11 protein-coding genes are annotated in these 13,003 nt (G+C 72.2%); 6 read left to right on the top strand and 5 right to left on the bottom strand.

Annotated elements, in window-relative coordinates:
• Positions 1-49 precede the first annotated feature (49 nt).
• Positions 50-331: an HPr family phosphocarrier protein gene (locus ACFVYS_RS06185; RefSeq protein WP_020125117.1), complete on the bottom strand. Its 282-nt coding sequence runs from the start codon at positions 329-331 to the stop codon at positions 50-52.
• A 177-nt stretch (positions 332-508) separates the two neighbouring features.
• On the opposite strand from ACFVYS_RS06185, the gene ACFVYS_RS06180 reads away from it, so the two are divergent.
• From ACFVYS_RS06180 to ACFVYS_RS06165, 4 genes are all read left to right on the top strand, one after another.
• Positions 509-3,322, top strand: a complete 2,814-nt coding sequence (locus ACFVYS_RS06180; protein ID WP_389499337.1) for a GNAT family N-acetyltransferase — start codon at positions 509-511, stop codon at positions 3,320-3,322.
• A 172-nt stretch (positions 3,323-3,494) separates the two neighbouring features.
• Positions 3,495-4,091 (top strand): DUF5998 family protein, encoded by a 597-nt coding sequence (locus ACFVYS_RS06175; RefSeq protein WP_078615450.1) that lies wholly within the window; start codon positions 3,495-3,497, stop codon positions 4,089-4,091.
• Positions 4,091-5,302, top strand: coding sequence for an alkaline phosphatase family protein (locus tag ACFVYS_RS06170; RefSeq protein WP_389499335.1), 1,212 nt, complete (start codon positions 4,091-4,093; stop codon positions 5,300-5,302). The genes ACFVYS_RS06175 and ACFVYS_RS06170 overlap by 1 nt, the downstream gene beginning before the upstream one ends.
• A 50-nt stretch (positions 5,303-5,352) precedes the next feature.
• Positions 5,353-6,000 carry a thymidine kinase gene (locus tag ACFVYS_RS06165; RefSeq protein WP_020125121.1) on the top strand — a complete coding sequence of 216 codons (648 nt, stop codon included), beginning with the start codon at positions 5,353-5,355 and terminating at the stop codon, positions 5,998-6,000.
• Positions 6,001-6,023: 23 nt separating this feature from the next.
• Here the strand turns inward: ACFVYS_RS06165 and ACFVYS_RS06160 are convergent, their stop codons facing one another.
• The gene (locus tag ACFVYS_RS06160; RefSeq protein WP_389499333.1) at positions 6,024-6,824 is read right to left on the bottom strand and encodes a VOC family protein; all 801 of its coding nucleotides are present in this window, start codon (positions 6,822-6,824) and stop codon (positions 6,024-6,026) included.
• Between the two features lie 220 nt (positions 6,825-7,044).
• Here ACFVYS_RS06160 and ACFVYS_RS06155 point away from each other — a divergent pair, with 220 nt between their 5' ends.
• Positions 7,045-7,896 (top strand): sulfurtransferase, encoded by an 852-nt coding sequence (locus tag ACFVYS_RS06155; RefSeq protein ID WP_389499331.1) that lies wholly within the window; start codon positions 7,045-7,047, stop codon positions 7,894-7,896.
• Between the two features lie 127 nt (positions 7,897-8,023).
• On the opposite strand, the gene sepH is transcribed toward ACFVYS_RS06155, so the two are convergent.
• A complete protein-coding gene (sepH, locus tag ACFVYS_RS06150) occupies positions 8,024-9,061 on the bottom strand; it encodes a septation protein SepH (protein ID WP_389499329.1) in 1,038 nt (345 codons plus the stop codon).
• Between the two features lie 519 nt (positions 9,062-9,580).
• Here sepH and ACFVYS_RS06145 point away from each other — a divergent pair.
• Positions 9,581-10,399, top strand: a complete 819-nt coding sequence (locus tag ACFVYS_RS06145) for a hypothetical protein (RefSeq protein ID WP_389499327.1) — start codon at positions 9,581-9,583, stop codon at positions 10,397-10,399.
• Here ACFVYS_RS06145 and ACFVYS_RS06140 read toward each other — a convergent pair.
• Both ACFVYS_RS06140 and ACFVYS_RS06135 read right to left on the bottom strand, forming a co-directional pair.
• A complete protein-coding gene (locus ACFVYS_RS06140) occupies positions 10,323-11,651 on the bottom strand; it encodes a D-arabinono-1,4-lactone oxidase (RefSeq protein ID WP_389499325.1) in 1,329 nt (442 codons plus the stop codon). The two genes, ACFVYS_RS06145 and ACFVYS_RS06140, sit on opposite strands and share 77 nt — an antisense overlap.
• A complete protein-coding gene (locus ACFVYS_RS06135; RefSeq protein WP_389499323.1) occupies positions 11,611-12,849 on the bottom strand; it encodes an MFS transporter in 1,239 nt (412 codons plus the stop codon). Before ACFVYS_RS06135 ends, ACFVYS_RS06140 begins: the two co-directional genes overlap by 41 nt.
• Between the last annotated feature and the right edge of the window lie 154 nt (positions 12,850-13,003).

Below are 13,003 nucleotides of genomic sequence, written 5' to 3'. Positions count from 1 at the left end.
CCGCATCCGCGAGAGCGGCGGCGGCTCAGGCGCGTAGGGGGCCACCCGCTCAGACGGTCTCGGGGAGCTCCTCGAGCCCCTCGGCGACCAGCTTCGCCAGACGGTCGAGGGCGGCGTCCGCGCCGTCGGCCTCGGAGGCGAGGACGATCTCCTCGCCGCCCTGGGCGCCCAGGCCGAGAACGGCCAGCATGGAGGCCGCGTTGACGGGGTTGCCGTCAGCCTTGGCGATCGTCACCGGGATACCTGCGGCCGTGGCGGCCCGGACGAAGATGGAAGCGGGGCGGGCGTGAAGGCCCTCGGCCCAGCCGACGTTGACGCGGCGCTCAGCCATGTGATGCTGCCCTTCAGTGTTCAGGTTGTCTAGACCAGTGTTCCACACGTGAAGCGTGTGAGGGAGGGGTCGCGTGTCCCCTCCCGACGTGGTCGTCGGATCGCGGCCTCGATCCGACGAACGTCCTCCACAGACTGACTCGCGCCGTTGTCGTACGCGAGCCGTACTCTGGGCCCCATGCAGAGCGCGTCGGACCGGCACGAGTACCCCGCCCACTGGGAGGCCGACGTGGTGCTGCGCGACGGCGGCACCGCGCGCATCCGCCCCATCACCGTCGATGACGCCGAGCGCCTGGTCAGCTTCTACGAGCAGGTTTCGGACGAGTCGAAGTACTACCGCTTCTTCGCGCCCTACCCGCGCCTGTCCGACAAGGACGTCCACCGCTTCACGCACCACGACTTTGTGGACCGGGTGGGACTCGCGGCCACGGTCGGCGGCGAGTTCATCGCCACCGTACGCTATGACCGCATTGGTGCCGACGGCATGGCGGCCTCGGCGCCGGCCGATGAGGCCGAGGTCGCGTTCCTCGTCCAGGACGCCCACCAGGGCAGGGGCGTCGCCTCCGCGCTGCTCGAGCACATCGCGGCCGTGGCGCGCGAGCGGGACATCCGCCGCTTCGCGGCCGAGGTGCTCCCCGCCAACAACAAGATGATCAAGGTGTTCACGGACGCGGGTTACACCCAGAAGCGCAGCTTCGAGGACGGCGTCGTACGCCTGGAGTTCGGCCTCGAACCCACCGAGCGCTCCGTCGCCGTGCAGCGCGCGCGGGAACAGCGCGCCGAGGCGCACTCCGTGGGGCGGCTGCTGGCGCCCGGTTCCGTGGCCGTCGTCGGCACCGGCCGCAGCCCCGGCGGCGTCGGCCGAAGCGTCCTCGGCAACCTCCGCGAGGCGGGCTTCACCGGGCGGCTGTACGCCGTGAACAAGGCCTTCCCCGAGGACCTGAAGGAACTGGACGGGGTGCCCGCCCACCGCTCGGTGCGCGACATAGCGGCGCCCGTCGACCTCGCGGTCGTCGCCGTCCCGGCGGAGCAGGTCCCCGAGGCCGTCATCGAGTGCGGCGAGCACGGCGTGCAGGGACTCGTGGTCCTCTCCGCCGGCTACGCCGAGAGCGGCCCCGACGGGCGGGAGCGCCAGCGCGAACTCGTCCGGCACGCACGCGCGTACGGCATGCGGATCATCGGCCCCAACGCCTTCGGAGTCATCAACACCTCCCCGGAGGTGCGGCTGAACGCCTCGCTGGCCCCGGAGATGCCGAGACCCGGCCGCATCGGCCTGTTCGCCCAGTCCGGCGCCATCGGCATCGCGCTGCTGTCCCGCCTCCACCGGCGTGGCGGCGGCGTCACCGGCGTCACCGGTGTGTCGACCTTCGTCTCCTCCGGCAACCGCGCGGACGTCTCGGGCAACGACGTCCTTCAGTACTGGTACGACGACCCCGACACCGACGTCGCCCTCATGTACCTGGAATCCATCGGCAACCCGCGCAAGTTCACCCGCCTCGCGCGGCGCACGGCGGCGGCCAAGCCCCTGGTCGTGGTCCAGGGCGCCGGTTCCGCGCCACAGGGGCACGCCGTACGGGCGACCCGCCTGCCCCACGCGACGGTGTCGGCGCTGCTGCGGCAGGCCGGCGTGATCCGCGTGGACACCATCACCGAACTGGTCGACGCGGGCCTGCTGCTCGCCCGTCAGCCGCTGCCGACGGGCCCGCGGGTGGCGATTCTCGGCAACTCCGAGTCGCTGGGCCTGCTGACGTACGACGCCTGTCTCTCGGAGGGGCTGCGTCCGCTGCCGCCGCTGGACCTGACGACCGAGGCGTCGGCCCAGGACTTCCACGCGGCGCTGGCCCGGGCGCTGGCCGACGAGACGTGCGACGCGGTGGTCGTGACGGCGATCCCGGCGATCGGCGAGAGGTCCCCCGGGGACGCGGCACTCGCGGAGGCCCTGCGGTCGGCCGCGGCGGCCGCTCCCGCCAAACCGGTGCTCGTCGTGCACGTGGAACTCGGCGGTCTCGCCATGGCGCTGTCCGCCGCGACGAGCACCGCACCGCGCGCCGAAGCGGCCCCGCGCGCGCGTACCGACGGCCCCGACGACGCGCAGCCGGTGCCCACCGCCGTCGCGGCACCCGAGGGAACGCACCTCATCCCCGCCTACCCCGCCGCCGAACGAGCCGTCCGCGCGCTCGCGGAGGCCGTGAAGTACGCCCAGTGGCGGCGCGAGGCCGCCGACGCCGGCAAGGTGCCCGAGTACGAGGACATCGACGAGAAGGGCGCCGCCGAACTGATCGGAGGGCTCCTCGCGCGCGGGCAGGGCCTGACCCTCGGCACCGACGAGACGTGCGAGCTGCTCGGCCGTTACGGCATCCGCACCCGCCGGGCCATGCCCGCGCCCACCCCGGACGAGGCGGCACGGGCCGCGGCCGCCCTCGGCTACCCCGTCGCCCTCAAGGCCACCGCCCCGCACCTGCGGCACCGCGCCGACCTGGGCGGCGTACGGCTCGATGTGGCCGACGAGGAGCAACTGCGCCGGTCGTACGCCGAGTTGACCGAGCTCTTCGGCAGGCCGGAGGAGATCCGCCCGGTCGTCCAGGCGATGGCACCGCGCGGGGTCGACACGGTCGTCCGCGCGGTCATCGACCCGGCGGCCGGAGCCGTACTGTCCTTCGGGCTCGCCGGGGCCGCCTCACAGCTGCTCGGAGACATGGCACACCGGCTGGTCCCGGTCACCGACCGCGAGGCGACCTCGCTGATCCGGTCCATCCGGACCGCCCCGCTCCTCTTCGGCTGGCGCGGCTCGACGCCCGTCGACACCGCCGCCCTGGAGGAGCTGCTGCTGCGGGTGTCCCGGCTGGTCGACGACCACCCCGAGGTCGTCGCGGTCACCCTGGAGCCGGTCGTCGTCGCCCCGCACGGGCTGAGCGTCCTCGGCGCCTCCGTCCGCCTGGCGCCCCCGCCGGCGCGCGACGACCTCGGACCGAGGACGCTGCCCACGTACTGAGCGGACCGTCCGGCAGCGCGTCGTCGGGCACGCGCGCGAGGACGCGCCGTCCGGGCAGCGGCCCGCCCCGGGGAGGCGTGACCCACGGGGCACGGACGGACCGCGCCCCGGCCGCCGCCGACGTACCGAACCGGTCCTGAGCGGTGCCTCGCAGTCAGTGGGTCCCCGTAGGATGGAGGGCATGGCCAAGACCAGTACGACGACCCAGGGGCTGCGCGCGGCGATCGAGCGCAGCGGCTACTACCCGGCCCTCGTGGCCGAGGCGGTGGAGGCCGCTGTGGGCGGCGAGCCGATCCGGTCGTACCTGGTCCACCAGGAGACCACGTTCGACCAGAACGAGGTGCGCCGGCATGTGACCGTGCTGGTCCTCACCGGCAACCGCTTCATCGTCAGCCACACCGACGAGCAGGCCGCCGACACCACCTCCCCGACGCCGTACGCCACGACGTCCACGGAGTCCGTGAAGCTCGGCCGGATCTCCTCCGTCGTCCTCAGCCGGGTCGTCGCCAACCCGGAGTCGTACACGCCGGGCACCCTGCCGCGCGAGATCGTGCTGACCATCGGCTGGGGCGCCGTCTCCCGGATCGACCTGGAGCCGGCCGCGTGCGGTGACCCCAACTGCGACGCCGACCACGGCTACACCGGCAGCTCGACGGCGGACGACCTCAGCCTGCGCGTGAGCGAGGCCGGCGACGGCCCGGAGACGGTCCGCCAGGCGCTCGTCTTCGCGCAGTCGCTGTCCGAGGCGACAGCGGACGTACCCCGCTGATGTCGCGCTCCGTGCCCACACCTTTCGACTCCGCCCCCTGGGACTTCCCCGAACCGCTCGCCGTGGGCTCCGCGCCCGTCCCCGAGTACGGTTCCGGATCCCTCGCCGACCTGCTGCCCACGCTGGCCGCGGGCATGGGCGTACCCGGCACGACCGCGGCGATCCCGGAGCTGACCCCGGCCGACCGCAACTGCGTTTTCCTGATCGACGGCCTCGGCTGGGAGCAGATCAAGGACCACCCCGACGAGGCGCCCTATCTCCACGCGCTGCTCGGCAGCTCACGCGGTGGCACCGGACGTCCGCTCACCGCCGGCTACCCGGCGACCACCGCGACCTCCCTCGCCTCCGTCGGCACCGGCCTTCCCCCGGGCGCGCACGGCCTGCCCGGCTACACCGTGCGCAACCCGGCGACCGGCGCCCTGATGAACCAGCTTCGCTGGCAGCCGTGGACGGCCCCGGGCGCCTGGCAGCCGTACCCCACCGTCTTCCAGCTCGCCCACGAGGCGGGTGTGCACGCCGCCCAGGTGTCGTCCCCCACGTTCCAGAACACCCCGCTGACCAAGGTCGCGCTCAGCGGCGGAACGTTTCACGGGCGGCTGACCGGCGAGGAGCGCATGGACTTCGCCGCCGAGCAACTGGCCGCCGGCGACCGCTCCCTCGTCTACACGTACTACGCGGAACTGGACGGCGCAGGGCACCGCTACGGCGTCGCCTCGGACACCTGGCGCGGCCAGCTCATGTACGTCGACCGGCTCGTCCAGCGCCTCGCCGAGCAGCTCCCGCCGCGCAGCGCGCTCTACGTCACCGCCGACCACGGCATGGTCGACGTGCCCTTCGACGAGGAGCACCGCATCGACTTCGACGCGGACTGGGAGCTGCGCGCCGGGGTCGCCCTGCTGGGCGGCGAGGGCCGCGCCCGCCATGTCTACGCCGTACCGGGCGCCGAGAACGACGTTCTGACCTGCTGGCGCGAGGTGCTCGGCGAGCAGTTCTGGATCGCCTCGCGTGACGAGGCGATCGCCGCGGGCTGGTTCGGGCCGCAGATCGACGAGCGGGTGTACGCCCGCCTCGGCGACGTGATCGCGGCCGCCCGGGACGACGTCCTGATCATCGCCTCCGAACGGGAACCCAAGGAGTCGGCGATGGTCGGCAACCACGGCTCGATGACCCCTGCCGAGCAGCTGGTCCCGCTGCTCGAAGTACGCTCCTGACGCCCAGAACCGCTTCTGCTCCACCTTCACCGAAAGGCGCTCAACTCCCCATGCCCGAGCTGGTTTTCTTCTCCGGAACCATGGACTGCGGGAAGTCGACGCTGGCTCTCCAGATAGAGCACAACCGCTCCTCGCGCGGCCTCCAGGGCATGATCTTCACGCGGGACGACCGCGCGGGCGAGGGCAAGCTGTCCTCCCGCCTGGGCCTGGTCACCGACGCGGTCGAGGTCGAGGACGGCCAGGACCTCTACGCCTCCCTCGTCGACCACCTCTCGCAGGGCGGCCGCGCGGACTACGTGATCGCGGACGAGGCGCAGTTCCTGGCCGAGGAGCAGATCGACCAGCTCGCGCGCGTGGTCGACGACCTGGACATCGACGTCTACGCCTTCGGGATCACCACCGACTTCCGCTCCAAGCTGTTCCCCGGCTCCCAGCGGCTCGTCGAACTCGCCGACCGCGTCGAGGTCCTCCAGGTCGAGGCCCTGTGCTGGTGCGGCGCCCGCGCCACGCACAACGCCCGCACGGTGGGCGGGGTCATGGTCGTGGAGGGCGCCCAGGTCGTCGTCGGTGACGTCGACCAGGCGGACACGGTCGGCTACGAGGTCCTGTGCAGGCGCCACCACCGCCGCCGGATGACCTCGGCGTCGGCGCGGGCGGCGGCCCTGTCGCCGGACGTGCTGCCGGTGCAGCCGGTCTAGTCGGCGGCTTCAGGGACCGCCGGTCACCGGGGCCCCTGGATCAGGGAGAAGCGGGCCCCCTCGGGGTCGGCCACGCCCGCCACGCGCCCGTGCTCGCTGTCCTGGGCCGGCTCGAGGACCCGCCCGCCGAGATCGGCGACGAGGCCGAGCGCCGCGTCCGTGTCGGCCACCTCGAAGTACGTCGTCCAGTGCGGTCCCCGGTCCCGGGGCAGCGCGGCACCCACCCCCTGGATGCCGGCGACCGGGCGGCCGGCGACGTGCAGGGTCACGTGGTCGAAGTCGGCGGACACCGCGGTCTCCTCGTAGCCGAAGACCGTCTCGTAGAACTTGCGGACGCTCGCGGCCTCGTAGGTCGTCAGCTCGTTCCAGGCGGGGGTGCCGGGCACGCCGGTGATGGTGGTGCCGACGTGGGCCGCCGCCTGCCAGACGCCGAAGACGGCGCCGGAGGGGTCGGAGCCGATGGCCAGCCGTCCGGCGTCGGAGGCGTCCAGCGGGCCGACGCCGACCGTGCCGCCGCACAGCCGGACCGTTTCGGCAGTCGTGTCCACGTCGTCCGAGGCGAAATAGGGCGTCCAGGCGACCGGGAGGTGACGGTCGGGAGGCAGTTGACCGATCCCGGCCACCTCGCGGCCGTCGAGCAGCGCCCGCACATAGGGGCCCAACTGCTGCGGGCCGGGCTGGAACTCCCAGCCGAACAGCTCGCCGTAGAACTCCTGCGTCGCGGTCAACCCGTGCGCCATCAGACTCACCCAGCAGGGTGTACCGGGCGCGTACCGGGCGTGTGCTGCGCCGATCGGGCCGGCCGACCCACCTGCCTCGGTCATCGTCACTCTCTCCTCAGCCCCTTGCGGTGGCCGCGTCGCTTCCGCCCTCGGAGGATGCCTGATAGGGGGTTTCTCGTTGGTTTACGTGTGGTTGTCGCCGTATGTCGATCGCCTGTACGGCATGTGCTCGATCCCGCACGCCGCGTGATCGAGCCTGTCCGGCCGAGCAGAGTAGCCGGACCTGAGCGATGGGGCCACCCCGTGCGCGAGGATGGTGACCATGAACGCCATCATCACCGCATCGGAACTGGCCGGCGACCTGGCGGGGGAGAACCCGCCCGTCGTCCTCGACATCCGCTGGCAGCTCAGCGTGGCGAAGGCGGCGGGGGCGCCGCCGTTCGACGGACGCGCCGCCTACGAGGCCGGGCATGTGCCCGGCGCGGTCTATGTCGACCTGGACCGGGAGCTCGCGGGAGCCCCGGGCGGCCGCGGCCGGCATCCGCTGCCCGACCTCACGGTGTTCGGTTCCGCGATGCGCCGGGCGGGTGTCTCGGCGAGCAGGCCGGTGGTCGTGTACGACGGCGGACAGGGCTGGGCGGCGGCCCGCGCATGGTGGCTGCTGCGCTGGACGGGTCACCCGGACGTGCGGGTCCTCGACGGCGGGTTGCCGTCGTGGCAGGGAGACCTCTCGGCCGACGTCCCCGCGCGCGTGGAGGGCGATTTCGAGCCGGTGCCGGGCGCCACGGGACTCCTCGACGCCGACGGGGCCGCCGCTCTTGCCGGCTCCGGAGTGCTGTTCGACGCCCGCGCGGGGGAGCGGTACCGGGGGGAGGTCGAGCCGATCGACCGGGTCGGCGGGCACATTCCGGGCGCCGTGTCCGCGCCCACGAACGACAACGTGGGCCCGGGCGGCCGCTTCCTGTCCGCGGAGGACCTGAGGGACCGCTTCAAGGGGCTGGGGGCGTCCGACGGCACCGAGGTCGGCGTCTACTGCGGCTCGGGCGTCTCCGGAGCCCACGAGGTGCTGGCCCTGGCGGTCGCGGGCATTCCGGCGGCCCTGTACGTCGGCTCCTGGTCGGAGTGGTCCTCGGACCCGGCCCGGCCCGTCGCCGTGGGCCCCGACCCCCGGTAGTCCCGCCGCGCGGACACGTGGGGGAGGGCCGCACCGAACAGGTGCGGCCCTCCCCCACGTATGTACTGGTGTGCCCACCGGATTCCGTGAACCGGCCGACGCCCCGGGCGAGTTGCCCGAGGGCCGGTTACTCCTGCTTCTTCCGCCGGGTGCCGAACACGATCTCGTCCCAGCTCGGCACCGCGGCCCGGCGGCCCGGACGGACGCCGTCCGCCTCGGCCTGACGGTCGGTGGCGCCGACGAGACGGTCGCGGTGGCTGCCGACGGAACGCGGCATGAGGACGTCCGCGTAGGCGGATCCGGCGGAGGCGGCCGGCGCCGGGGGTTCCTCGGCCTCGGGCTCCTGCTCGTCGGGCTCCTCCGGGGCGGGCTCCGTCGGTCGTTCCGGGACGACCATGTCGCCACGGAAGCTCGGCACTGCCTCCAACAGGCTGGTCAGCGAGTCGCGTTCCCGTTCGCCGGTGCTCTCCTCGGTCGGCTCGGACGGCTGGACCGGCAGGCTGGGCCGGTCGAGCGCGCGGTCCAGCGGACGGTCGCGCGGCAGCCGCGCGATGCGCGGGACGAACGGAAAGCTGGGCTCGGGAGCGGCCAGGTCGTCGGACTCGCCGATCAGCGAACGCGCCTCGTCGTCGACGGCCTGGACGAGCCGCCGGGGCGGGTCGTACGTCCAGCTCGCCGAGTGCGGCTCGCCCGCGACCAGGTAGACCAGCAGGACTTCCCAGGTGCCGTCGTCGCGACGCCACGAGTCCCACTGGACGGTGTCCTTGTCGGCGCCGCGCAGCAACAGTCGTTCCTGGACGGCCTCGCCGAGTTGGGGTCCGGCGTTCTCGCCGGGCCGACGGACCGGAGTCTTCCGGGCCCGCTCGGCCATGAAGGCGCGCTCGGCCAGCACGGGTCCCTCGAAGCGGCGCACACGGTCGACGGGAATGCCGGCCATCTGGGCGACTTCTTCCGCGGTGGCACCGGCACGTATACGCGCCTGGATGTCACGGGGGCGGAGATGGCTCTCCACCTCGATCTCGATCTGGCCGAGGCGGGGACGGTCGCCGCGGACGGCGGCGCGCAGACGCTCATCGATCGGAAGCGTGTACTCCGTGCTGTCCGCAGCCTTCAGCACCAGCCGTGTGCCGTCATTCGAGACGGCCACGACACGCAGTTCGGGCATGGGGACCTCCCGGGTGGTGCCTGCCGACGTCACGTGCGTCGCTGCTTCCGCTAGTCGAGTGTGGCCTGCCCGGGTGCAGCCTGCCACAACCTTGCCGAGTTGCCCGGCGTGTCGGGCACAGGCCCTGCGCCGCCGTTATGGCACGGTTACCTATCCGCCACGCTAAGTGACCAACACCGTCACCCTGTGCAACTAGCCCCCCTCAAGCGGTCCAGCGAGGCCCCGGACATCCTGGAGGGAGACCGGGCCCAGGGCTCGCAACAGTACTCCATTTGGGCCACGTGCGTGGATTGGCGCGCCATCCAACTTCTGTGGAGAAGCGGGACTTGACCCTCCGTCGCGGGCGTGTATCGATCTTGGACGTGGCGTAGTTCACGCAATCTCCCGAAATGGAACTATCGGTTTCGTCTGTACGTCCCCTTCTCGTGCAGTTGATTGATCAAGTGCGGGAAAGGCAGGCAAGCTCCCGGTATGCGTGAGAGGCCCGAAGTCGTTGGTGAGCCGAGCGCCGGGGAGGAGGTGAAACGGAAACGGATCGACCTGAGCGTGCCCCAGGTCGCCGGCAGTGCCGTGGCCGCGGTGGTGGCCGCGAAACTCGCCTCGTACTTCGGGGTCTACGGCACGATCCTCGGCGCGGGTCTGGTCAGTGTCGTCGCCACCTGTGGTGGATCGCTCTTCCAGCACTTCTTCAGGCGTACCGGCGAGCAGCTCCGCGACACACAGGTTCGCGACGTACAGGTTCGCGACGTACAGGTCCGCGATCCGCAGGTGGCCGCGAAACCGAGGGTGCGCACACCGCCTGCTCCGGGCGAGTTCACCGAGGGCACCGTCCACCGCGCCCGGAGCGGGCGCCGCAGGCGGCCGGTGGTGGCGGCCGCGCTCGTCTTCGGGGTCGCGATGGCCGGGATCACCACGTACGAGCTGGTGTCGGGCGACAGCTTCAGCGGCGACCGGGGCACGACGGTCACCGAGGCGGTCTCGGGCGGCGGGTCCTCGTCCGGGACCTCGCCCGGCTCCTCCGACGAGGACCCGGACGCCACCTCGCCGTCGCCTTCCTCGTCGCCCTCCTCCCCCTCGACCGGGGAGTCGCCTTCCTCGGACGGGACCTCCGCCCCGGACAGCGACAGCGACAAGGGCGGCGGAGAGAACGCGGGCGACGACACCGGAGGCGGTACGACGGCCGGGACGGCCCCGACCGCCACGGCCCCGGAGGACGGCACGGGGGCCGACGACTCGGCGACCCCCGCACCCACGGAGTCCGCTACGTCCCCAGAACCCTCCGCAAGTAGTCGTTCTGGAACAGGCGATCGGGATCCAGCCGATCCCGCAGCGCCGTGAACTCGCCGAAGCGCGGATAGACACCGGCGAAGTACTCCGCGTCCCGCGTGTGCACCTTGCCCCAGTGCGGCCGCCCCTCGTGGGCGGTGAAGATGCGCTCGGCGGCGGTGAAGTACCCCTGGTAGGGCGTGCCCTTGACCATGTGGACGGCGATGTAGGCGCTGTCGCGGCCGGAGGCGGTGGACAGGGTGATGTCGTCGGCGGGTGCGGTGCGCACCTCGACGGGGAAGCTGACCCGCAGGCCCGAGCGGTCGAGCATCGCCTTCAGCTCGCGCAGCGTCTCGGTCACCGCCTCGCGCGGGACGGCGTACTCCATCTCCATGAAGCGCACCCGGCGCGGCGACGTGAAGACCTTGTAGGGGATGTCGGTGTAGGTGCGCGCGGACAGGGCCTTGCTGGACACCTGCGCGATCGTCGGGATCGTGGCGGGCACCGCTCGGCCCACCCACTGGGCCACCTGGAAGACGCCGTTGGAGAGGAACTCGTCCTCGATCCAGCTCGACACCTGGCTCACCGGCTTGCGGGGGCCCGCGCTGCGGTTGTTGCGCTTGGTGTTGGTGCTGCCGGTGTGCGGGAACCAGTAGAACTCGAAGTGCTCGTTCTCGGCCCACAGTTCGTCGAAGTCGGCGAGCACCTTGTCGAAGGGCATCGGTTCCTCCCGCGCGGTGAGCAGGAAGATCGGTTCCACGGCGAAGGTGATCGCGGTGACGATGCCGAGGGCGCCCAGGCCGATCCGGGCGGCGGCGAAGAGCGCACGCTCCTCCTCGGTCCCCTTGTCCGAGCAGGTGAGCACCGAGCCGTCCGCCGTGACGAGCTCGAGGCCCTTGATCTGCGCGGCGATCGAGGCGGACTCGCGGCCGGTGCCGTGCGTGCCGGTACTGGTGGCCCCGGACACCGTCTGTTCCATGATGTCGCCCATGTTGGTGAGCGACAGGCCTTCGCGCGCGAGCGCCAGGTTGAGTCTCTTGAGCGGAGTGCCGGCCTCGACCGTGACGGTCATGTTGTCGCGATCAATGTTGCGGATGCCGGTCAAGAGCTGAGGGCGGATCAATACACCGTCGGTCGCAGCGATAGAGGTGAAGGAGTGGCCGGTGCCGACCGCCTTCACCTTCAGCCCGTCCTCGGCTGCCCGGCGCACGGCCTCGGTCAGTTCGTCGACGGAGGCGGGCGTGACCTCCCGCACGGGGCGTGCGGCGACATTGCCGCCCCAGTTACGCCACGTGCCGTTCTTCCCGCTCGCTGTCCTGCTCAACGGTGCCTCCCCGACCCGGTGCCGGCCTGTTCAGCCGGCGGTACCCCAGGAAACCGACCGCGACCGCGACGGCTCCGGACACCGCCGGAACCCCGTACCCGGCCCGCGCCCCCGCCGCGTCGATGACCCAGCCGGCGATGGAGGAGCCGAACGCGACGCCGACCGCGAGCCCGGTGCTGATCCAGGTCATGCCCTCGGTCAGTTGTGCGCGTGGTACGTGCTCTTCGATGAGGGACATCGTGGTGATCATCGTGGGAGCGATGGCCAGACCCGCAAAGAACAGCGCCACGGCCAGAAACGGCAAGTTTCCGACCAGTAGGAGGGGGATCATACTCACGCCCATCATGAACACGCCCATCAGCCAGCGGCGTTCCGGTGACCCCTTGAGGCGCAACAGGCCGAACACGAGCCCGGCCACGCAGGAACCGGCCGCGTAGAGCGCCAGGACGACACTGGCGGCGCGCTTGTGGCCCTGCTCTTCGGCGAAGGCGACGGTGACCACGTCGACGGCCCCGAAGATCGTCCCGGTCGCCACGAAGGTGGCCACCAGAACCTGGAGTCCGGGCGAACGCAGGGCCGAAGCGCCGCCGCGCTGCTCGCGTGGATGCGGCGCGGGCTCGGTGGCCCGCTGGGCGGTCAGCCAGAAGACGCCGACGGCGAGGAAGCAGGCGGCCAGCAGGGGCCCCGCCTCCGGGAACCAGGCCGTGGACAGACCGATGGAGACGATCGGCCCGAAGATGAAGCACACCTCGTCCACCACGGACTCGAAGGAGTACGCGGTGTGCAGCTGTGGCGTGCCCCGGTACAGGGCCGCCCAGCGGGCCCGGATCATCGCGCCGAGGCTGGGCACGGAACCGATCCCGGCGGCGCACACGAACAGCACCCAGTCGGGCCACCCGAAGTGCGCGGCCAGCAGCAGCCCGGTCGCGGCGGCGAGCGCGACCAGCGTCGCCGGGCGCAGCACCCGGCGCTGACCGTGCACATCCACCAGCCGAGAGATCTGCGGCCCGAAGGCGGCGGCCGCCAGCGCGATGGTCGCCGTCAGCGCCCCCGCCAGCCCGTAGCGCCCCGTGAGCTGGGAGACCATCGTGACCACGCCGATGCCCATCATCGACAGCGGCATCCTGCCGACGAACCCCGCGGCGGAGAAACGCTTGGAGCCGGGGGCGGCGAACAGAGCGCGGTAGGGGCTGGGCACGGGGTCTCCGGTGGGTCCGGGCACGCGCGCGTGAGGGCTCGGCGCGGCGTGAGGGAAGGCGGTTCGGCAGGGACTCTGTAAGGCGTGCGGTGAGCCCGGCGGAGCCGGTAAGGCGTGAATGCGGCTCGTACAGCTTACGAAGTTAGGCAACCCT

The sequence above is a fragment of the Streptomyces sp. NPDC058295 genome (assembly GCF_042880655.1).
GTDB lineage: Bacteria > Actinomycetota > Actinomycetes > Streptomycetales > Streptomycetaceae > Streptomyces > Streptomyces coriariae.
The sequence above is the reverse complement of the archived record's forward strand: the minus strand, read 5'-3'. Positions and strand labels throughout refer to the sequence as shown.

Coding starts and splice junctions, on each gene's coding strand:
- ACFVYS_RS06185 (WP_020125117.1), bottom strand. CDS start 331: ATGGCTGAGCGCCGCGTCAACGTCGGCTGGGCCGAGGGCCTTCACGCC.
- ACFVYS_RS06180 (WP_389499337.1), top strand. CDS start 509: ATGCAGAGCGCGTCGGACCGGCACGAGTACCCCGCCCACTGGGAGGCC.
- ACFVYS_RS06175 (WP_078615450.1), top strand. CDS start 3,495: ATGGAGGGCATGGCCAAGACCAGTACGACGACCCAGGGGCTGCGCGCG.
- ACFVYS_RS06170 (WP_389499335.1), top strand. CDS start 4,091: ATGTCGCGCTCCGTGCCCACACCTTTCGACTCCGCCCCCTGGGACTTC.
- ACFVYS_RS06165 (WP_020125121.1), top strand. CDS start 5,353: ATGCCCGAGCTGGTTTTCTTCTCCGGAACCATGGACTGCGGGAAGTCG.
- ACFVYS_RS06160 (WP_389499333.1), bottom strand. CDS start 6,824: ATGACCGAGGCAGGTGGGTCGGCCGGCCCGATCGGCGCAGCACACGCC.
- ACFVYS_RS06155 (WP_389499331.1), top strand. CDS start 7,045: ATGAACGCCATCATCACCGCATCGGAACTGGCCGGCGACCTGGCGGGG.
- sepH (WP_389499329.1), bottom strand. CDS start 9,061: ATGCCCGAACTGCGTGTCGTGGCCGTCTCGAATGACGGCACACGGCTG.